This window comes from Kitasatospora sp. NPDC048365 (assembly GCF_043200835.1).
GTDB classification, from domain to species: Bacteria; Actinomycetota; Actinomycetes; order Streptomycetales; family Streptomycetaceae; genus Kitasatospora; species Kitasatospora terrestris.
Window position 1 is genome coordinate 1 of record NZ_JBICYJ010000007.1, and the last position, 20,628, is coordinate 20,628.

15 protein-coding genes and 1 pseudogene are annotated in these 20,628 nt (G+C 72.0%); 7 read left to right on the top strand and 9 right to left on the bottom strand.

Features of this window, described 5'->3' with window-relative positions; genetic code table 11:
* Positions 1–167: 167 nt before the first annotated feature.
* The 3 genes from ACGFX4_RS09050 to ACGFX4_RS09060 all read left to right on the top strand — a co-directional run bounded on the left by ACGFX4_RS09050 (position 168) and on the right by ACGFX4_RS09060 (position 5,322).
* Positions 168–3,509, top strand: coding sequence for a tetratricopeptide repeat protein (locus ACGFX4_RS09050; protein WP_393071331.1), 3,342 nt, complete (start codon positions 168–170; stop codon positions 3,507–3,509).
* Positions 3,510–4,074: 565 nt separating this feature from the next.
* On the top strand, positions 4,075–4,209 hold the full coding sequence (locus tag ACGFX4_RS09055; protein WP_393071332.1) for a hypothetical protein: 135 nt from the start codon (positions 4,075–4,077) through the stop codon (positions 4,207–4,209).
* Between the two features lie 18 nt (positions 4,210–4,227).
* Positions 4,228–5,322: a tyrosine-type recombinase/integrase gene (locus ACGFX4_RS09060; RefSeq protein WP_393071333.1), complete on the top strand. Its 1,095-nt coding sequence runs from the start codon at positions 4,228–4,230 to the stop codon at positions 5,320–5,322.
* A gap of 76 nt (positions 5,323–5,398) precedes the next feature.
* Here the strand turns inward: ACGFX4_RS09060 and ACGFX4_RS09065 are convergent, their stop codons facing one another.
* A complete protein-coding gene (locus ACGFX4_RS09065) occupies positions 5,399–7,828 on the bottom strand; it encodes a WD40 repeat domain-containing protein (RefSeq protein WP_393071334.1) in 2,430 nt (809 codons plus the stop codon).
* A gap of 200 nt (positions 7,829–8,028) precedes the next feature.
* On the opposite strand from ACGFX4_RS09065, the gene ACGFX4_RS09070 reads away from it, so the two are divergent.
* Positions 8,029–8,292: a hypothetical protein gene (locus tag ACGFX4_RS09070; RefSeq protein WP_393071335.1), complete on the top strand. Its 264-nt coding sequence runs from the start codon at positions 8,029–8,031 to the stop codon at positions 8,290–8,292.
* Between the two features lie 168 nt (positions 8,293–8,460).
* On the opposite strand, the gene ACGFX4_RS09075 is transcribed toward ACGFX4_RS09070, so the two are convergent.
* The 3 genes from ACGFX4_RS09075 to ACGFX4_RS09085 form a co-directional block, all read right to left on the bottom strand.
* The gene (locus ACGFX4_RS09075) at positions 8,461–8,718 is read right to left on the bottom strand and encodes a hypothetical protein (RefSeq protein ID WP_393071336.1); all 258 of its coding nucleotides are present in this window, start codon (positions 8,716–8,718) and stop codon (positions 8,461–8,463) included.
* The gene (locus ACGFX4_RS09080) at positions 8,711–8,917 is read right to left on the bottom strand and encodes a hypothetical protein (protein WP_393071337.1); all 207 of its coding nucleotides are present in this window, start codon (positions 8,915–8,917) and stop codon (positions 8,711–8,713) included. The genes ACGFX4_RS09075 and ACGFX4_RS09080 overlap by 8 nt, the downstream gene beginning before the upstream one ends.
* Positions 8,918–9,348: 431 nt before the next feature.
* The gene (locus tag ACGFX4_RS09085; protein ID WP_393071338.1) at positions 9,349–9,759 is read right to left on the bottom strand and encodes a hypothetical protein; all 411 of its coding nucleotides are present in this window, start codon (positions 9,757–9,759) and stop codon (positions 9,349–9,351) included.
* Positions 9,760–9,904: 145 nt separating this feature from the next.
* Here ACGFX4_RS09085 and dnaE point away from each other — a divergent pair, with 145 nt between their 5' ends.
* The 3 genes and pseudogenes from dnaE to ACGFX4_RS09100 form a co-directional block, all read left to right on the top strand.
* Entirely contained in the window at positions 9,905–12,982 is a 3,078-nt protein-coding gene (dnaE, locus tag ACGFX4_RS09090) for a DNA polymerase III subunit alpha (RefSeq protein ID WP_393071339.1), read from the top strand.
* 93 nt (positions 12,983–13,075) lie between these two features.
* A complete protein-coding gene (locus ACGFX4_RS09095; RefSeq protein WP_393071340.1) occupies positions 13,076–14,149 on the top strand; it encodes a hypothetical protein in 1,074 nt (357 codons plus the stop codon).
* 40 nt (positions 14,150–14,189) lie between these two features.
* Positions 14,190–14,387 (top strand): annotated as a pseudogene (locus tag ACGFX4_RS09100) (repressor LexA); the annotation flags it as partial.
* Here ACGFX4_RS09100 and ACGFX4_RS09105 read toward each other — a convergent pair.
* From ACGFX4_RS09105 to ACGFX4_RS09125, 5 genes are all read right to left on the bottom strand, one after another.
* The gene (locus ACGFX4_RS09105) at positions 14,327–14,575 is read right to left on the bottom strand and encodes a hypothetical protein (protein ID WP_393071341.1); all 249 of its coding nucleotides are present in this window, start codon (positions 14,573–14,575) and stop codon (positions 14,327–14,329) included. The pseudogene ACGFX4_RS09100 and the gene ACGFX4_RS09105 sit on opposite strands and share 61 nt — an antisense overlap.
* 213 nt (positions 14,576–14,788) lie before the next feature.
* On the bottom strand, positions 14,789–15,223 hold the full coding sequence (locus ACGFX4_RS09110; RefSeq protein ID WP_393071342.1) for a LuxR C-terminal-related transcriptional regulator: 435 nt from the start codon (positions 15,221–15,223) through the stop codon (positions 14,789–14,791).
* Positions 15,105–17,711 carry an AAA family ATPase gene (locus ACGFX4_RS09115; protein ID WP_393071343.1) on the bottom strand — a complete coding sequence of 869 codons (2,607 nt, stop codon included), beginning with the start codon at positions 17,709–17,711 and terminating at the stop codon, positions 15,105–15,107. Before ACGFX4_RS09115 ends, ACGFX4_RS09110 begins: the two co-directional genes overlap by 119 nt.
* Positions 17,712–17,981: 270 nt before the next feature.
* Positions 17,982–19,013 carry an ABC transporter permease gene (locus ACGFX4_RS09120; RefSeq protein WP_393071344.1) on the bottom strand — a complete coding sequence of 344 codons (1,032 nt, stop codon included), beginning with the start codon at positions 19,011–19,013 and terminating at the stop codon, positions 17,982–17,984.
* Positions 19,010–20,584, bottom strand: coding sequence for a sugar ABC transporter ATP-binding protein (locus ACGFX4_RS09125; RefSeq protein WP_393071345.1), 1,575 nt, complete (start codon positions 20,582–20,584; stop codon positions 19,010–19,012). The genes ACGFX4_RS09120 and ACGFX4_RS09125 overlap by 4 nt, the downstream gene beginning before the upstream one ends.
* Positions 20,585–20,628: the final 44 nt, after the last annotated feature.

A 20,628-nucleotide genomic window follows, 5' to 3' on the forward strand; every position in this document is an offset into this window, starting at 1 on the left:
AGTTTGGGTGGGAAGAAGGAGAGCGGCAGCAAGGCCACCCACACGGTGCACGTGAAGCTGACTCCTCAGCAGGCCGGTGGCGGTAACGTCGAGGTTCGCGACAGGGAGTAGCCGTAGCCGTACCGGTTGGCCAGCGGGGGCAGCAGACCGGGATCGGGGGAGTGTGCGTGGAGTTCGACCGGCGGGTGCAGATCCGGGTGGCCCTCAAGGGTGAGGACGGGAAGGGGTTCGGGACGGGGTACCTGGTCGCACCGAGACTGGTGCTAACCGCCGACCACGTCCTGGACGACCTTGATCCGGACGCCGGCCGGTACGGGGTGACGGTGTGCCAGCCCGACACGAGCGAGGGGGAGTATCCGGCGGCGGTGGTCTGGCGGCGGCGGGACGACGAGGTGGATGCCTCGCTGGTCGAGATCGCCGCCGACTGCGACTGGCCCGTCCCCGAGTCCCTGTCCGACCTGGTGACCAGGCCGCCCCAGCGCTACGGACGCCTCATCGGCACCCCATCCCATCCGGTCGCCCTGACCGGCTTCCCGCGCCTGCAGAAAGACCTCGAGCGGGGCCGACTGGACGAGCAACTGGAGGGCCGGATCGCCCCCGGCACAGGATCGCTGGCCGGCCGCTACGAAGTCACCAGCGACACCCCGGTGCCCGCCGGCCCGCCTGCCTCGAGTGGCACCCGCTGGTCCGGCGTGTCCGGGGCGGCGGTCCTGGCCGACGACGGCTTCGGCGGCGACCTGCTGTGCGGCATCGTCCGCTACGACCGTCAGGCCGACGGCGGAACCCGCCTGACCGCCACCCCCCTCAGCCACCTCCTCACCGACCACCACGGTGAACCCTCCGAGTTCCGTCGGCTCATTGCCGAGCACACTGGCTGGGACCCGGTCCTCGAACCCATTGAACCCGCCCACCTCCTGAATCCTGCCGTTGTCGACCGCGACCTGGACTCACCCGCCGCCCTGCTGCGCGCCGACACCGCGGCCGTCGCCTTCCATGGCCGCGACAGCGAGCTCGCCGACCTGCACGCCTGGTGCGCCGACGATCCCGCCAAGATCGCGATCCGGGTGGTCACTGGCCCCGGCGGCCAGGGCAAGACCCGCCTCGCCCGCCACCTCACCGACACCTTCAGCCGTGAGAACTGGGTCACCGGGCACCTGCGCTCGGACCTCACCGACCACGACACCCCACCCGACCTCGCCCCTCTGACCACCGCGTTGCCCCTGCTCCTCGTCGTCGACTACGCCGAGACCCGCCCCCGGCTGCTGCGCCGCCTCGTCACCCAGCTGCACGCCAGCCGTCACCGCGTCCGCCTGCTGCTGCTCGCCCGCTCCGACGGTGAATGGCGTACCGACGCCCTCAGCGCCACCCCCCAAGTCCGCCACCTGTTGGGCGCGGCGCCCGTCGTCCCGCTCGGCCCGCTCCAGCCCGCCGGCCGTCCCGACCGAGACCGCAACATCGACTTCCGGCACGCCGTTCGCGATCTGGCGCTGCTGCTCCCGCAGGTCCCCAGCGTGCCCAACCACGACTGGGCTACGCTCGCCGACTCGATCCGGCCCTCGGACGATCTGGCCCACCCCCGGTACGACAACGCCCTCACCCTGCAGATGACCGCCCTGGTCACCCTCTTCCAGCACGGCCCGCGCCCCGCAACCGCCGTTCCCGGCACGTCGGCCGAGGAAATCCTGCTCGAGCACGAGGAACGCTTCTGGAAGGACAGCGCCGACACCGACGCCTTCGAACTCGGCCTGGACACCGCCACTCTGAAGGCCGCCGTCGCCGTCGCGGCCCTGTGCGGAGCCGCCACCTCCAACGATGCCGCCCGCGTGCTGACGGTCCTCTCCGCGGTGCCCGCCCACAAGACCGCGCGTACCGCCGCTTGGCTCGCACGGCTGTATCCGGCCGACCCCGATCGCTTCTGGGGCTCGCTCCAACCCGACCGCATCGCCGAGTACCACGCCACCCGCGCTCTGATGGAGAGTGGCATCGACCTGCCTGCTCTCCTGAGCGCAGCCGCCTCCGACCAACAGGCCCAGACCATCATCGTTCTGGCCCGTGCCGCTATTGCCCACTACAACGCCGACCGCACCGACGACAGCGACGACGTACTCCGCACCCTTGGCGCGGCCTTGGACGGCCTCTCCCTCCAGTACCAGGCCCTCCGGGCCATTATGGCCGCACTCCCACATCCCACTCTCGTCATCACCCCGCTCGCCGTACGGCTTACCACCGCCCTCACCGATGTCCAGCGGGAACTCGCTCATGAGGATCCCGACACCTTCGAGCCCGAACTTGCCGCCTCGTTGTCCAACCTTGGCGCTCATCTATCGGGTGCGGGGCGGCGGGCGGAGGCACTGACCGCCACCGGGCAGGCGGTGGAGATCCGGCGCCGGCTGGCCGCCGACAACCCCGACGCCTTCGAGCCCGACCTCGCCGCCTCGTTGACCAACTTGGGCGCTCATCTATCGGGTGCGGGGCGGCGGGCCGAGGCCCTGACCGCGGCCGAGCAGGCGGTGGACATCTACCGGCGGCTGGCGCATGCCAACCCAGCCGCCTTCGAGCCCGAACTCGCCGCCTCGCTGTCCAACCTCGGCAACCGCCTGTCGCAGGCGGGGCGGCGGGCCGAGGCCCTGACCGCGGCCGAGCAGGCGGTGGAGATCCGGCAGCGGCTGGCCGCCAGCAACCCCGACGCCTACGAGCCCGACCTCGCCGCCTCGCTGTCCAACCTCGGCAACCGCCTGTCGCAGGCAGGGCGGCGGACCGAGGCCCTAACCGCGGCCGAGCAGGCAACGGACATCTACCGACGGCTGGCGGCCGCCAACCCCGCCGCATACGAACCCGGCCTCGCCGGCTCACTGTCCAACCTCGGCGCTCATCTGTCAGATGCGGGGCGGCAGGCCGAGGCCCTGACCGCGGAGCAACAGGCGGTGGAGATCCGCCGGAGACTGGCCGCCGACAACCCCGACGCCCACGAGCCCGAACTCGCCCGCTCGCTGTCCAACCTCGGCATCCGACTGTCAGAAACTGGACGGTGGGCCGAGGCCCTGACCGCGGAGCAACAGGCGGTGGACATCTACCGGCGGCTGGCTGCCGACAACCCCGACGCCCACGAGCCCGAACTCGCCGCCTCACTGACCAACCTCGGCGCTCATCTGACCGATGCGGGGCAGCTAGCCGAGGCACTGACCGCCACCGGGCAGGCGGTGGAGATCCGGCGGCGGCTGGCCGCCGACAACCCCGACGCCTTCGAGCCCGACCTCGCCACCTCACTGACCATCCGGGCCCTGCTCATGGCGCGCGGAGGTAGTCTGCCTGAAGCGCTACATGCCACGAGTGCAGCCGTGGAGTGCTATCGGGCTCACATCGCCGCTATGCCCTCCCTGCTACCGCGACTCCACGCGGTGCTGAACCTTCAAGCACCGCTGCTGAACGCGCTGGGACGCCCACAGGACGCAGCAACCGTCCGGCGCTGGCTCAACGAGAATCCTCTGCCTCAGGGTTCCAACTCCTGACCGATCGTGTGCCTCCAGCTGCCGGCGGGCGATCCAGACCTGGGCGTCGGCGAGTGCCTCGAGGGTGCGGCGGACCAGCTGCTCGTCCGGATCGGTCAGGGTGGCGGCGCTCATCCAGGTCGCCTTGCTGACTGCGGCGGACGGGCCGGACACGGCGAGCGGTCCGGCGAGGTAGGCCCACTCTGTGCCCACGGCCCGGGCGATGTCGACGGCGGCGGACTGGTGACGGTCGATCTGTTCGCCCGCTTGAGCCGGTGGGCGTTGCGCTCGGCCCACAACAGCGCGCCGTTCAGCCCGTCGGCGTCGGGCATCGTGTCGGCGCCGTTCTGCTCGTGCAGCCAGCGCAGCTCTTCCACCAGGTCGCCCGACCGCTGGAGGTCGAGCCGGATCGGGGGCCTGCGCAGCGGGGAAGCGGCCTTCTGGCGGGCGGCGGGGGTGCGCCGTCGGGGGGGGCCACGACCCCGATCCTCGCCGATTCACAGAATGTGAATCGCTTGATCGCCACGATCGGGTGAGCGCACCAGGGTAGCGGATAACGTCTTGTTATCCGCTACCACTGATCATGGTGACGACCTCTCAGATCGACCCGGCCGGGCACGGCCCCACCCCGGCGCTGCCCTCCTCCGCGCTTGCCGACGCCGTGTTCAAGAAGCTGCGGGAGGACCTCGGCCGGGTACAGACCGACCGGCAGGGCCAGTAGCGCTTCTACCTGCCGCGGGTGGAGCTGCTCGCCGAGGCGGTCACCCCGGACACCTTCCCGCTGGTGCTGCAGTGGATCTCCTCCACCCGGCGCGGCTCCATCGAGACGAAGCGCAACTACGTGGACGACGTCCGCCCAGTCTGGGCCGGGTACGCGCGCGAGCTCGGCCACGACCGCTTCTTCGTCGGCTGCTTCACCGCCGAGCAGATCACCGCCTGGCGGATCCGCGCGGAGGCCTGCGGCGCTCGGCTGGCGACGATCGCCCGCTACCTGCGCTCACTGTCCTCCCTGCACGTCTACGCCGCCGAGCGCAGCGAAGGCGTGCGCAACCCGGTGCTGCGCGACGACCTACCGCGGATCGACAAGGGCAACAGCAGCTCCAGCACGCCGGTGCTGGAGAAAGCGGAGATCCAGGCGCTGCACGCCGCCGCCACTTCCGAGCTCGACCTCACCGTTGTCGCCCTGCTCTACACCCTGGCTGGCCGGGTCTCCGAGATGTGCGCGGCCGACGTCACCGCCCGGATCGAGCGCGGGCGGCGCTCCTACCTGGACGTGACCCGCAAGGAGAACAAAGAGCGAATCCTGCCGCTGTCCACGTTCGTCGCCGAACTGCTGGACACCCAGACCGCCGGCCGAGCTGAGGGCCCGCTGCTGCTGGACGCCACCAGAGACCGGCTCGACCCGAGCGACGTCGACCGGATCCTGACCCGTCTCGGCCACCGCGCCCGGGTCCTCACCTGCCCCGATGTCGACCAGTCGCCAGCCCCGGGTGAGCGGCGGCACGCCTTCTCCCGCTGCGAGCGCTGCCGGGACGTCACCCCCCAGGTCATGCGCGCCTCCCGGATCACGCACATGCTCGACGACGGCGTCGACCTGGTCGAGGTCCAGGCGTTCGCCGACCACGAGAACCCGGCCACCACGGTCGGCTACCGCGAGCGCCGCCGGAAGCACGAGCGCAACGCGACCCTCTCCGACGCCGGTGCCGCCGTCCTCGAAGGCATCCGCCCCGCCTGGCGGCCGGACCCGAACGCTGACACCCCGGTCGAGGGCACCGACCTGGTCGAGGTCCACCTGCCCGGGCAGAACCCCGGTCAGCTCGCGGCGCCGCTGTAGGCCGGCGCCGTTGAGGACCAGTGCCTGCAGGGGCCGGTGCCACCTACACGCAGATGCGGGTGGCGCTGAGTCATGATCATGCGGCGGACGGTGCGGGCCACAGCCTCACCGTGTGGTCCTCACCGGCGGTGGCGAGCAGACGGCCGTCGGGGGAGAAGGCCACCGACCAGAGCTGACCGACGTGACCGGTGAGGGGCACGCTGTGTAGGCGGCCAGTGGCAACGTCCCACAGCCGTATCGTGCCGTCGCCGCTGGCGGTGGCGAGGAGACGGCCGTCGGGGGAAAACGCCACCGAGTAGACCCGGCTGGTGCTGTCGGTGAGGGGTTGGCCGTGGGGCCGGCCGGTGGCCAGGTCCCACAGTCGCACCATGCCATTTTCGCCGGCGGCGGCGAGCAGGCGACCGTTGGGGGAGAACATCACCGACCCGACCGTGCCGGTAGCGGAGTTGAGGGGCTGGCCGTGCGGCTGGCCGGTAGCCGGGTCCCACAACCACACCGCGCCTGCAAGGCCAGCGGCGGCGAGCAAGTGGCCGTCGGGAGAAAACGCTACAGCCCGGACACCGGGGCCCTGACCGGTGAGGGGGCGGCCGTTGAGCTGGCTGGTGGCCGGGTCCCACAGCCGCACTGCGCCGTCGTGGCCGGCAGCAGCGAGGAGTCGCCCGTCGGGCGAGAACGCTAGAGCCTCGACAGTGCCGCTGCGACGACTCCAGAGGGGTTCGCTGTGCGGGTGGCCGGTGGCCGGGTCCCACAGGCGTACTTCGCCGTCGACGCCAGCGGCGGCAAGCAGGCGGCCATCGGGGGAGAACGCCATCGCCTGGACACTGCTGGTGTGGCCTGTGAGGGGTTCGCCATGCGGGTGGCCGGTGGCCGGGTCCCACAGGCGTACTCCGCCGTCGATGCCGGCGCCAGCGAGCAGGCGGCCGTCGGGGGAGAACGTCACCGACAAAATGTGGCCGGCGGATCCAGTGAGGGGCAGCCCTTCCGACGGCAACCGTGCGTAGATGGTGCTGACGAGTGCTTCGATCCGGGTTTCGGCCGCTTTCGCGGCGGCGTCCAGGACCGCGATGCGGTGGGCGAGTTCGTCGCGTTCTTTTTGCAATGCGGTGAGGTCTGGATGCGGAGGGGACTGCTCGGGCAGCGGCGCGATGACTTCGGGCTCGGGTACGACATCGGACACCTCGCGCATTCGCACCGTGCTGTCCTCACCGGCGGTGGCGAGCCAGCGCCCGTCGGGGGAGAACGCCACCGAGTAGAGAACACCAGTGTGGCCGGTGAGCTGGCCGTGGGCCTTGCCGGTCGCCGGGTCCCACAGCCGCACCGTGCCGTCGTCGCCTGTGGAGGCGAGCCGGCGTCCACCAGGGGAGAACGCCACCGACATGACCCCGCCGGTGTGGCCGGTGAGGGGTTCACCGTGCGGCAGGCCGGTAGTCGGGTCCCACAGCCGCACCGTGCCATGGCCTGCGGTGGCGAGGAGGCGCCCGTCGGGGGAGAACGCCACCGACCAGACCGAGCCGGTGTAGCCGGTGAGCTGGCCGTGGGCCTTGCCGGTCGCCGAGTCCCACAGCCGCACCGTGCCATGGCCTGCGGTGGCGAGAAGGCGTCCATCGGGGGAGAACGCCACCGACCAGACCGAGCCGGTGTGGCCGGCGAGGGGTTGGCCGTGGGGCCGACCGGTGGCCGGGTCCCACAGCCGCACCGTGGCGTCGTGGCCTGCGGTGGCGAGAAGGCGCCCGTCGGGGGAGAACGCCACCGACCGGACCGCGCCGGTGTGCCCGGCGAGTTGGGCGTGGGGCTGGCCGGTGGCTGGGACCCACAGCCGCACCGCGCCATGGCCGCCGGCGGCGACCAGGCACCCGTCGGGGGAGAACGCCACCGAGTAGACGCCGTCGGTGAGGCCGATGAGGGGTCGGCCGTGGGCCTTGCCGGTGGCCGGGTCCCACAGCCGCACCGTGCCGTCGCCGCCGGCGCTGGCGAGCAGGCGTCCATCGGGGGAGAACGCCACCGACCAGACCGTGCCGGTATGAGCGTCCATGAGGCGTTCCCACACCCGTGGGGGTGTGGCCCACTGCGGGACCGCCAGGGCGGGCTGCCGCGCCGCAAATCCTTCCGGACTCGCGGGCGGTCCGACGGTGTCAGGCTCTGGCCGAGAACGCGGCAGGGGCTCCGGGCGGGCATTGACCCGGGCGAGTTCGACTTCCTGCCAGCGGGTGCGCCACTGCTTGACCCGCGGGTCGTCCCGCCCTGCGGGGCGGCCGTCCTCCAGCTCGTGCAGGGTCTGGACCAGGGCGATCAGGAAGTCCAGGCGCGGCAGCCGCTTGCCCGCCAGTGCCTCGCTGACCGCGGAGGCCGACAGCGGCCGCGAGGACGGCGCGGCCTTCTCCACCGCGCGCAACGTGGGCTTGCCGCAGGCAATCCGCAGATCGCGCAGCTTCCCCGCGAAGGCGGACAGCGCCTGCGGGTAGCCGTCCGGGCCCGACTGCTGCGGATCGGCGATCGGGTCGGCCACATGGTCCCCCTGACGGTGTGTGAGGACCACCGTAGAACCCCCGGTCAGGGGCCGCACCGAAAACGGCCGAACAGCACCGGACAGGCCCGATGTTCGGCAGAACCGACGGGGAATTCGGCCCCGGCCGGTGCTGATCGGGCTCGCACGGATCCGTTCGTGCAGTAGCAGGCGGCAGCCGGAGCGGGCCTGCACTGGTGGGCATGGACACCGACGACACCACCCAGCCGCCCACCGCGACCCCCGCCCCGACGCTGCACGCCCTCCAGGCCCCGCAGTACAGCGACGCCCGCCCGGCCGAACAGACCCCCTCCGCCCCGACCGGCGAGCGGGTCCTGGACCTGGTGGCCCTGCTGCTCCTGATCGCTCTCGCCGCCACTGTGTTCGTCTTGGCTGGCCCCGGTGCCTTCACCGCCGTCACGAGCGCCGGCATGGGCCTGTTCGCCACCTGGCGCTCACGCCGATGACCACGCGCGCACCAAGACCGAGGCCTTGCGCCGAACGACCCGGCTCCTGGAGCCGGGCCGCGGCCGAAGCGGCTACGCGCTCACCGACCCCAGGTGCTGCAGCGCGGACATGCCTCACGACGTCTCCGACCGCCAACGTCCAGCCAGTACGGACCGCGAGGGTGAGAGTCAGCCTTCGACGTACGCGACCACGACGACGTGGCCCAGCACCGAAGCGAAGTAGATGATCCGGGCGCCGTCCTTCTGGAACTCCCGCAGCACCGGCGCCGACGCCATCGGCGTGCCCACCGTCGGATCGATCGAGATGGTGACCAGGGCCCGGTCGACTCGCTCCAGCTCCGCCGGTTCGAGGGCGCGGATCTGCTGCTCGGCCTCCGGGGAGAAGGAGATGGTGGCTCGGCGCCCCGGGCCGGAGTGCTTAGGCAACGTCGGCCACGCCGTCGTCCTCGGGCAGGCCGAGCTCGACGCGCAGGCCGTCCCACGGAATGCACGACTCCAGGTCGATGCCCTCCGCGGCCAGCTTCTCCAGGGTGTACGCCAGCGCCGGGGTGCCGTCGGTGAACGCCTCCCGAGCGGCCGTCCGCAGACCCTCGGCCTCGGCCGGGTCGAACGTGATGCGTGCCATCTGATGCCCCTTCCAACGCGACGGCTGCATCAGCAGGCTAGCGCAGCCGCCCTTCCCGGCGGGAGCTGCTCGGCCGGACTGGGTGCTGCACACGTCGTTCAAACTCGCCATCGGCCGGGCGGGCGGTGATGCGGATCGTGCCGACGCCGACGGGAGTGCGGAAGGCGCGCCAGGCCCGCCGGCCTCCCGGGCCGCGGTCGGGTCTGAGCCGTGGACGATCGGCCGAGGGGCTGGCGGAGGTCGACCGTGAAGCCAGGACGCCAGGTCCGCCGCGTGCCGTTCATCGCCGATCACCACTGTCCTGCTGCCGCTTGCCCCGCCGGTGCGCGGCGCCATGCGTGGTGCGGGTGATCGTCAGCGCCAGTTGGCGGATGGCACGTGTGTCTGTGCAGGTGGCAGAGCAGCTTGTCAGCGGTGGTTGGCGGTTGCTGTCAGCCCTGGTTGTACTGACCACGGATGCCCGCTCCAGCGCCGACGGCCGGTGCCGGGGCGCAGAGCTCCAGCCGGGTGCCGGCCGTGCTGGCCAGGTGCCACTGGCCGCCGACCAATGCCAGCCGGTAGTACGGATCCTGGGGGTCGACGTCGACGAAGGCGGGATCGACGCCGCACAGCACGTCCACGTCGTGGCACCCCGCCAGTTGCGACGCGATCCGCAGGTCGGGGTGGGGGCCGAGTCCGCAGTCGTCGCCGGCCAGTACGTCCAAGGAGAGCGGCCACGCGGGGTCCTCGTTGGCCACCAGGCCCACCCACAGGTCTCCGGTGAGGTCGGGCGGACCAGGGTCGTCCGGCTCGACCACGATCGTCAGTCCCGGCCGGACCGACACCTCGAAGGTGGCGCGCACCTCGGCGACGGTGAGTGGCCCCCGGGAGACCGGAGGGTCGCGGCCGTGCCCGCACCCCGGCGCGCGGCGGGGCGTTCGTCGACCAGTCCGCCCCCGGATCACCCTGCTGGCCCGCGACCGCACCGGCTGGGCGAACCTCTGCAGCTTGATCACCGCCGCGTGGGCCGCCCGCGCGAAGGCCGGCGGCGGGCAGCCGGTCGTCCCCCGCGACGACCTGGAGCAGCACACCGAGGGCCTCACGGTTCTGCTCGGCCCGGTCTCCGAGCCTGTCCGCGCGCTGTCCGCCAGCCGGCCCGACCTCGCCGGCGAGTTGCTCGCCCCGTGGCGGGAGATGTTCGGCGCCCACCTGCGGCTGGAGGCCGTCCACCATCGCCGCACCGGCACCGGCCCCGGCTCGCTCCGGCTCGCGGCCCGCACCGTCGGCCTGGCCGCGGACCTCGACCTGCTCGCGGTGCTCACCAACGCCGTCCGCTACGCCGATGCGCGGCAGGCGCCGGTCGCGGGCGTCCTGGACTCGGCTCGGCTGTTGGTCCCCATGCCGGTCGGGTCGTCCTGCAACGGGGAGCGGAGCCTGAAGGACGCGCGGGAGATGGCGCAGCTCGCGGAGGAGGTCGCGGCCGCCGCCGGCCAGGAGCGCGGGGGTGCATCCCACCTGCTGCAGGTGACGGCCCGCACTGCGAACGACTGCCGCCTGGACCCGGAGTCGGATCTCGGGATCGGCCGGGTGCACTTTCCGGAGGAGCACGTCGTCGGCGTCGCGCCCGGCACCTCGGCCAGGGTGCTGCGCGAGCGGTGCGAGGCCGGGATGGTGCGCCGCGGCTACGACCGGAGCCCCACCATGCGCGCGCGGTTGGAGGAGGAGCTGCGGTTGGTCAACACCCTGGGCTGGCCGACGTACTTCCTGACGGTCGCCCAGGTCGTCGACGACGTGAGGGAGCTGGGCATCCGGGTGCAAGCGCGGGGCTCCGGCGTCGGCTCGCTCGTGGTGCACCTGCTCGGGATCAGCGTCGCCAACCCGCTGGACCATGACCTGATCATGGAGCGGTTCCTCAACCTGCAACGCCGCTCCCTGCCGGACATCGACATCGACGTTGAGTCCGCCCGCCGCCTGGAGGTGTACCGGCGGATCATGGCCCGCTACGGCATCGAGCGGGTGTGCACCCTGTCGATGCCGGAGACCTACCGCGCCCGGCATGCCATCCGCGACACCGGCCTCGCCCTCGGCCTGCCGCCGGACGAGGTCGGGCGCCTGGCCAAGGCGTTCCCGCACATCACCGCGCGGTCCATCACCACCGCGCTCCGCGAACTCCCGGAGCTGCGCGGCGTCGCCGAGCACCGGGAGCGCTACGGCCGGCTGTTCGAGCTCGCCGAAGGCCTCGACGCACTTCCGAGAGGGAGTTCGATGCACCCGTGCGGCGTCATCCTCTCCAACAACACCCTGCTGCAGCGCACCCCCGTGGTCCCGACCCCGACCGAGGGATTCCCCGCGATGCAGTTCGACAAGGAGGACGTCGAAATCGACGGCCTCGGCCTCCTCAAACTCGACGTCCTCGGTGTCCGCATGCAGTCCTCCATGGCCTACGCGGTCCGCGAGATCGAACGCACCACCGGCCACCGGATCGACCTCGACGACCGCACACAGGTCCCGCTCGACGACCCCAAGGCGTTCGAACTGCTGCGCAGCGGCCAGAACCTCGGCGTCTTCCAGCTGGAGTCACCCGGCCAGCTCGACCTCGCCGGCCGCCTGCAGCCCGAGACGTTCGAGGACCTGGTCGCCGAGATATCGCTGTTCCGGCCCGGGCCGGTGCAGGCCGACATGATCCGCCCCTTCCTCCTCGGCCGGCACGGCAAACGCCCCGTCCGCTACCCCCACCCCGACCTCGAGCCAGCGCTGCGCTCGACGTACGGCGTCGTGATCTTCAACGAGCAGCTGATCAAGGTGTTCGCGACGATGACGCGCTCGGACCTGGGGATGGGGGAGGAGGCCCGGCGGGCTCTGGCCGAGCCGGAGCGGCTGCCGAAGCTGGAGGCCTGGTACCGGCAGCGCGCCGCCGCGGCCGGCTACAGCGCGGCAGTGGTGGACGAGGTCTGGCACATGATCGAGAACATGGGCGCGTACGGCTTCGCCAAGTCCCACGCCGTCGCGTTCGCCCTGACGACCCTGCAGTCCGCCTGGCTGAAGGCCCATTTCCCGGCCCCGTTCTACGCCGGCCTGCTGGAACACGACCCCGGCATGTACCCCAAGCGCCTCGTCGTCGCCGACGCCCGGCGTCGCGGCGTGCCGATCCTGCCCCTCGACGTCCAGCACTCCACAGCCACCTACCGCACCGAACAGCTCCCCGACGGCCGCTTCGGCCTGCGCATCTCCCTCGCCGACGTCCACGGCATCACCACCGACATCGCGGCCCGGATCGCCGACCAGCAGCCCTACACCGACATCCCCGACTTCTGGACCCGCGCCCGCCCCACCCACCCGATCGCCGAACGCCTCGCCCGCATCGGCGCCCTCGACGCCATCGCGCACGGCGCCCACCGCCGCGAGCTGCTCCTCCTGCTCGACGAGCTCCACCACCAGCACCGCGGCGGCCAGATCCTCGACCAGCTCGTCCTCGTAGCCCCCGCCGCGCCGGCGCAGGGCCGGGCGGGTCTTCCGGCCATGACGTCGGGGGAGGAGGTGCAGGCCGAGCTGGAGGTCATCGGCATGGACGCGAGCCGGCACCTCATGGAGCCCTTCCACCCGCTGCTCGCAGAGCTCGGCGTCACCCCCGCCCACCAGCTGAAGGACCATCGGACCGGCGAGACGGTGCTGGTCGCCGGCGCGAAGGTCGCCATCCAGACGCCGCCGATGCGCTCCGGGCGCCGCACCATCTTCGTGTCCCTCGACGACGGCAGCACCGGCGAGCGGGGCCAGGTCGACCTGACCTTCTTCGACGACACCCACGAACAGGCCGCGAGCACCCTGTTCCACCACTTCCTGATCCTGGCCCGCGGCACCGTCTCCCGCCGCGGCCAGTCGGTCACCGTGATCGGCACCCTCGCGTGGAACCTCCAGGAGATCGCCGACGCCCACCGGGCCGGCGGAACAGCCGCCGTCCGGGCCCTGCTGACCCAGCCCACCCACGCCACCTCGGACGACGGCCCCGCCCCCGACCGGGAAGCCGGCGGCCGACGACAAGCAGGTGCCGGACGACTCTGGCACGCCTCCCCAGGTTCTCCAGGGTGACGGGCCATGAACCTGCACCGCGCCGCAATCCGGCCAGACCGGAGAGTTGTCCGACCGAGCGACCAGACGACGGCCCAGCCAGGGGAGGACAAGATGCCCACCACCCCCACCGCCTCCACGGTCCTGAGCCTGCGTGTCCACCGCGCCGGCTTCGAGACCTACCACTCCCTGTTCGCCGTCCTCACCGGCATCACCCCCGTCGTCCAGGCCCTCCCACCCGATCGGACGCTGCTCCAGCTGTCCGGCGCCACCTCCTACTTCAGGCTGCCGCCGGCCGCTCTCGCGGACCGGCTGCAGACCCAGCTGGCTGGGCGCTACGGTCTGGTCAGCACCGGCGGCCTCGGCCCCAACCGCCTCCTTGCCGCCATCGCCGCCGACACCGCCGCACCCGGCACCGTCCACACCCTCCCCGACGACCCCCGCCAGCAGCTCGCCTTCCTCCACCGCCAGGATGTCCGCCTACTGCCCGGCATCGGCCCGGCCCTGGAGAAGAAACTCACCCGGTACGGCATCAGCACCATCGGTGAACTCGCCGACCTCCCCCCGACCACCCTCCAGCGCATCGCCGGAGCCACCACCGCAGGCCTGCTGCTGGAGCGCGCCCACGGCACCGACCGACGGACCGTCACCCCCTCCGGACCACCCGCCACCATCGCCTCCACCACCCGCTTCGAACGCGACGTCCTCGACCCCGACCACCTCCGCCAGACGCTGCTCCACCTGGCCACCGACCTCGGCGCCCGACTCCGCGCCGCCGAGCAGACCACCCGCGCCGTCGAGCTGCAGGTGACCTACGCCGACCGCTCCACCACCACCCGCTCCCGCACCCTGCCCGAGGCCACCAGCCACAGCCCCGCGCTGCGCGACGTCCTCTACACCCTGCATGCCCGACTCGGCCTGCAACGGGCCCGGGTCCGCGCGATCACCGCCCGCGCCGGCGACCTCGGCGAGCAGGAGACCGCGGCGGTGCAGCTGACCTTCGACCGGCCCACCGAGAGCGCCCGCACCCTGCAGCCCGTCATCGACCGTGCCAACGCCAGGTTCGGCACCGGCACCCTCACCCCCGCCGTCCTCGCGGCCGGCGCCCGGCGCCAGGCCGTCGACGCAGGTCGAAGCCGGTACGGCAGCCACAGCACGTTCGTGGACCACAGGCCCAGGCGGGCGTAGAGTGCCACACCACCAAGATCCCCGGAGAGAGGAGACCACCGTGTCGGAGGACACCACCGACCACCCTGTCCGGGGCCTTCCTGGCCGCCCGCGGGGCATCCGCACCGACGAGGCTGGACTGACGCAACGCCAGCGCCGGATCGTCGAGGCCATCCAGGACTCCGTCCAGCGGCGCGGCTACCCGCCGTCCATGCGCGAGATCGGCCAGGCCGTCGGCCTCTCCTCCACCTCCTCCGTTATCCCGCCAGTGTGGTGATGGTTCGTGTTGGAGGCAGCTGGACGTTTGCCCCTGGTGGGGGACCTTAAGTGGGTCGCGGATGTGCAACAGCCCTGTTGCAACCGCTCGGGGTGGACTGATCTTGTGGCATCCGCCCGCTCTGCGAGGGCCAGCATCGTGAGTACGAATCCCTCGGAGAGTGCCCGCACGACGGTGTGTTGAGTTTGCCGGTGCCGAGCCAGGAGGGCGTTGGAAGACCGCGAGCACGGCCGGGTCGATCTGACACTCGTCCGCCTCCACGCCGCGCAGTCCCACCCGGTCGACCGGGGTCAACGGGCCGCGACCGATGTGTCCCGTGCATCGGACGGGCGATCCGATGTCGGCGCCGTCAGCTCCTTCGCGGCCCAGGCGCCGTGCGGTGCCTATGAGAGCCCGGTCTCGCCGAGGCGGCCTGTTGAGCTCCGAGGGCTCAGGGCGAGTCGGTCGCGAGTGGTGTCGAGTTTCCGGAGAACAGCAGCCACATGGTGTTCGACCGTGCGTCGTGAGATGGAGAGAACGGCAGCGATGTCGTGGTTCGCGGTGCCGTCGCGCAGGAGACCGAGGACCTGCTCTTCCCGGGGGGAGAGCTGGTCGCCGTAACCGGCACGTCCGGGGGAGGGCGGCCGACGTCCACCGAGCGCACGGGCTCGGGAGCGGCAGCGCTCGGCGTCGGCGGTTGCACCCAGTCGCCCGAACACCTCACCGATGGCGGTGAGCGCAGCGGCCAGAGCGGGCCCGGTCCGGGTGCCCGCTGCGTGTTCGGAGGCGAGGGCGGCGGAGTAGGGACGGCCGATGGCCCGCCAGCGGGCAGCTGCCACCTCGAAGTGCGTCCGGGCACGGTCCTGGTTGAGGCCAAGGGCCAACAGGCCTTGGCACAGCGCGTTTTCGGCCTGGGCGCCGGGCGCCTCGCGTCCCGTGAGCGCTGCCTGGCGGCGATGGAGCAGGGCTTCCGCTCCGGTGCGGTCCCCGGATCGCAGAAACGCCTCGACGGTCGCGGGCAGGAGGCCCCACGCATAGGTCCATACATCCTTGCGCTCCAGGAACGCCAAGGCGTCGCCGTGCTCGGTCAGGGTGCGCAGGGCTGCTTCGGTGTCGCCGGAGGCCAGGCGGAGGCGCATGGTGCCGGCGAGCGCACCGAGCGAGCTGAGGGCGAGTCCGCCCTGGTCGATGACGTGTGAGAAGTGGCGGGGCGGCTTCGGCCGAGCGGCCGCGGGCGGCGGCAATGGTCCCGGTGGCGGTGCGCAGCAGGCCAGTGGTCGGCAGGGGGCTGTCGGGGTACTCGGCGGCGAGCCGTTCCAGGCCGTCTTCGAAGGCGTGCCAGCGGCCGGCGGCCCAGTGCAGCAGGAGACGGTGGGCGTGCCCGTAGATGGTGAGAATCGGCAGGCGGGCGTGGCCGGCGAGGGTGAGGACCTCGTCGAGGACGGCGGCGGCCTGCCCGTCCTGTCCGGTGCAGATCCAGGCTTCGGCGCAGTTGGCGAGCGCGGCGGCTCTGACGTGGAGGAGGTCCGGGTCGGTCTCGCCGCGGGCGAGGGCGGCGAGGCGCGGGAGAGCGGCGGCCCGGCCGCGCGCGGCCAGCTTGACGACGGCGGCGGACTCGACGGCGGCTGCGGCTGGCGGGTGCGGTTCCACGCTCTCCAGCAGTGCGTGGGCACGCTCCAGCAGCAGGTGTTCCTCTCCGGCGGAGAGACGATCGGTCTCGCAGACGGCCATGGCGGCCAAGGCCCGGGCGGCGAGCACCGGGTTGTCCTGAAGCTCGGACACAGAAATTGCGATGTCCTCCTCGCCACCCGTGTCGCGTCCCTGGTTGAGTCGCAGGAGGCCGATGCGACTGCGAATCTCGCCGCGGACGACGGTCGGAAGCCCGGGAGCGGCCAGGACCTTACGAAGGCACGCGAGTGTGGCCTCGTGATCGATGCAGACGCAGCTGACCGCAGCCAGCTGAAGGGCCGCGTCACCCAGCGTCCGGGAATCGAGTCCAGGCTGGGCCACGAGTTCGCGCAGCAGCGCGGTCGCGGTGCCGTGGTCGCCGCAGTTGGCGGCCTGGTCGGCGGCCTCCCGGGCGATCGCCTGCCAGCCGGCGCTGTCGCCGACTGCCCGGGTGTGGTGGGCGATCTGCACCAGCGGCGCGGGGTCCTGTTCGCGCAGCACGGTCAGCGCCCGCCTGTGCGTTCGCGTGCGTATCGGCCCGGGAAGGGCCTCGTACACCGCCTGGCGGGCGACTGTAGGCCCGAACCCGTACTCACCCGGAAGGAGCTCCTGCAGTACGGCGGCGCCCAGGGCCTCCGTCAGCCCCCGGTTGCCTTCCGCCTCGCCGAGTCCTGCTGCCCGGACCAGCAACTCCTCACGGGCCGACACACCGAGGACGGCGGCCGCCCGCACCACTGCCCGGGCGCCTGCACCGAGCCGGGAGAGGCGTGCCGCCATCACCTCCCGCAGACTGCGCGGCAGACCGAGGCCCGACAGATGACGCAGGTGCAGGGCGGGGCTCCCCGTCCGGGTGGGCTTCGTGGCGGAGAGGGCGACAAGGTCCTCCTCCAGCACCAGCGGCAAACCGCCGCTGCGCTCCATCAGTGTCCGGGCGAGCGCCGATGGCGGCGGCGAGCCGAGTGCGTCGCGGGCCATCGTCCGCAGGTCCTCGGCGAGGAGCGGAGTCAACACGACGTCGGCTCCGGTGGTTCCCGGCTGGTGTCGGAAGGGGGCCCCGAAGGGCATTCCGGGTGAGGGGAGGTCCTCGCGCCGGTAGGTGAGGACCAGCCCGGTGTCCGGCTGCATGTCCCGAGCCAGTGACATCAGGAGCCCGCGGGTGGCGTCGTCCGCCCAGTGCACGTCCTCCACCACCAGGACCACCGGTGCGACGGCGGTGAGCACGGCACGAACGGCGGCCAGTAGCCGGTGACGCCGCGTCGCGGGGGAGTCCGTGGGGGACGGCGGTTCCGGCAGGAGCGGTGCCAGGGCCGGCAGCGCCGTGGTCAGGCCCCCGGCGGACCGTTCCAAATGCCCTGGTCGCTCCAGCCCCAATCCCACCGGGCGCAGCGCGTCGATGACAGGCCCGTAGGGCATCGGCTCACGCAGGGGGTGGCAGATGCCCAGCAGCACCCGTATCCCTTGCGCCCGCAGGACCTCCGCGGCCTCCGCCACCAAGCGGGACTTCCCGATCCCGGCCTGGCCCTCGACCAGCACCACCGCCGGGCGGGTGCCCAGGACCTGTGTCACCCGCGACAGCTGCTCGTCGCGTCCCACGAACACGAATCTCCGGCCCGGAGGCGCCAACTGCGGTTCCTCGGCGGGTTCCTGCTCGAAGGGCATCTGACACCTCGGCTTTCTCTCGTGATCCGGTCCGGAGGGCAGGCCGACCGGTGGGCCCTCGGCCGGGTGGTTCGGCAGCGGGCCCGCATCCGTACGGCAGCGGGGAGGGCGGACTCCATAGGCACCGCCGGACCTCCGGATGGAGGTCCGGCGGCTCACCGGTGACGGTCGACCCTCGACAACCGCCACCGGCGGGTCTCCGTGGGGACCGCGGCCGTCGCGACGGCGGGACGGCCTGTTGCTGCGGTCCGGACGGAGAGGTGCGGGTGGTCAGGCGGGGAGTCCGATGGGGCGTTCGCCGGTGCGGCGCTGCTGGACGGCGACGGCGATGACGAGGAGGGCGCCCTGGGCGACGTTCTGCCAGAAGGAGTTGATGCCCTGGACGGTGAGGCCGTTCTCCAGGGCGCCGAGCAGGGCGACGGCGAGCAGGGTGCCGCCGATGCCGCCCTTGCCGCCCTTCAGGGCTGCACCACCGAGGGCGGCGGCGGTGATGGCCTTGAGCTCCAGGCCCTCGCTGCCGGAGACCGGCTGGCCGGAGCCGGTACGGGCGGTGAGCAGGATGCCCGCGACGGCGGACACGATGCCGATCAGGGCGTAGACGGCGATGAGGTACTTGTTGATGCTGATGCCGGCGAGGCGGGCAGCGGTGTCGTTGCCGCCGATGGCGTAGAGGTTGCGGCCGATGTCGGTGTACTTGAGCAGGACGTGCACGGCGACGGCGGTGAGGATGAGCAGCCAGACCATGACAGGGAGGCCGGCGATCCTTCCGCGTCCGAGGAAGACGAAGACCGGGTCGTTGAGGACGTAGCCCTGGGCCCGGCCGTCGGAGAGCAGCTGGGCGAGGCCCTTGTACGCGGCGAGCCCGGCCAGGGTGGCGATGGTGGGGTTGACCCGGCCGTAGACGATGACCAGGCCGTTGAGGATGCCGACCAGGACACCGATGCCGACGGCGGCGGCGATGCCCAGGTAGGGGTTGGAACCCGTGCCGGTGAAGGCCATCGCGGAGACGACGGAGGCGACGCCGGCCTGGGAGCCGACCGAGATGTCCAGGCCGCCGCAGATGATGACGACGGTCTGGACGACGGCGAGCAGGCCGGTGATGGTGGCGGCTTCCGCGATCACCTGGAGGTTGCTGACGGACAGGAAGTTCCCGTTCAGAGCGCCGAACAGGGTCATGACGGCGACGAGTGCACCGATCAGGCTCAGGTTCTGACCGCCGATGGAGGCGAGGAGGCCGGTACGCGCGGTGCCGGTGCGCCTGCGGGTTCCGGTTTCTGTGGCCGACGGGGTGGTGGTGGTCATGCGGGGGCTCCCGGAGTGTGGGCGTGGGCGAGGTCGTCGGCCATGGCGAGCTGGAGGACTGCTTCTTCGGTGGCCTGGTCACGGTCGAGTGCCCCGGTGATGCGGCCGTTCTGCATCACGACGATCCGGTCGGCGAGACCGAGGACCTCGGGCAGTTCCGACGAGATGACGAGGATGGCGACGCCCTCGCGGGCAAGGTCGGCGATGATCTGATAGATCTCCGCCTTCGCTCCGACGTCGATCCCGCGGGTGGGCTCGTCGAGGATCAGCACCTTGGGTTTGTGGGCGAGCCAGCGGGCGAGGACGACCTTCTGCTGGTTGCCGCCGGAGAGCTTGCGGACCTCGTGCTCGATGGAAGGGGTGCGCACCCGCAGCCGGTCGGTGTATTCCTGTGCCACCCGCCGTTCGGCGGAGCGGCGGACGAACCGGAAGCGGCGGAGGCGATCGAGGACGACGACGGAGGTGTTGTCGCGGATCGAGCGGTGCAGGAACAGGGCCTGGGCTTTGCGCTCCTCCGGTGCCAGGCCGAGGCCGGCGCGGATCACGGCGCCGGGGTTGTCCAGCGGCAGACGCTCACCGTCCAACTCCACCGTCCCGGAGCGGACCGGGAGGTCACCGGCGAGGGCGAGAGCGAGTTCGGAGCGTCCGGCGCCGATCAGCCCGGCCAGGCCGACGATCTCGCCGGCATGGATCCGAAGGTCGACTCCGGTGACCTGGTCGGTCGTCAGGCCCTTGACATCCAGTACCAGGCGGTCGGTGGCGACACGCTCGCGGGAGAACATGGCGGTGAGGTTACGGCCGACCATCAGCCGTACGAGTTCGCCCTCGTCGGTGGTGGCGGCGTCCTGGACGCCGGCGAGTGCACCGTCGCGCAGTACGGCGATCCGGTCGGCGAGTTGGAAGATCTCCTTCATGCGGTGGGAGACGTAGATGACGGCGACGCCCTCGTCCCGCAGTCTCTTGATCAGGGCGAAGAGGGCTTCGACTTCGTTCTCCGAGAGGGATGAGGTCGGCTCGTCGAAGGCGATGGCTGTGGCCTTACCTGTCAGCGCCCGCAGGATCTCCACCAGTTGGCGCTGGGCGGGAGTGAGTTCGGAGCCGAGGAGGTCCGGGTCGAGGACCTTGTCGAAGCCCAGGCGCCTCAGGTCGGCGGTGATGCGGCGGCGCAGCTCGGCGCGGTCGAGGCGGCGTCCTGCGGTGCGCGGCAGGGCGCCCGCGTACACGTTCTCGGCGACGGAGACGTGCGGGATGATCTCCGGCTCCTGCGGGATGATCCGGATCCCGGCGCGGCGTGCGTCGATCGGGGAGGAGAACCGCGTGGGCTTGCCGGCGACGAGGACACGGCCCTCGGTGGGCTGGTGGTCACCGGTGAGGATCTTCAACAGGGTCGACTTTCCGGCGCCGTTCTCGCCCATCAGCGCGGTGACCTGGCCCGGAAGGAATTCCAACGTCACCTCGGACAGCGCCTGTACCGCGCCGAACCGCTTGGTGACCGCCTCGACGGCCACCGCCGCGGTGCCGGTGGCGGGCGGAGGGGGCTCCGGGGGACGGAAGGCAGCGGGGGAGTTCATAGCGGAACCTCACGGAAGTCGGGGATGTGCGCGGCACACCGCGG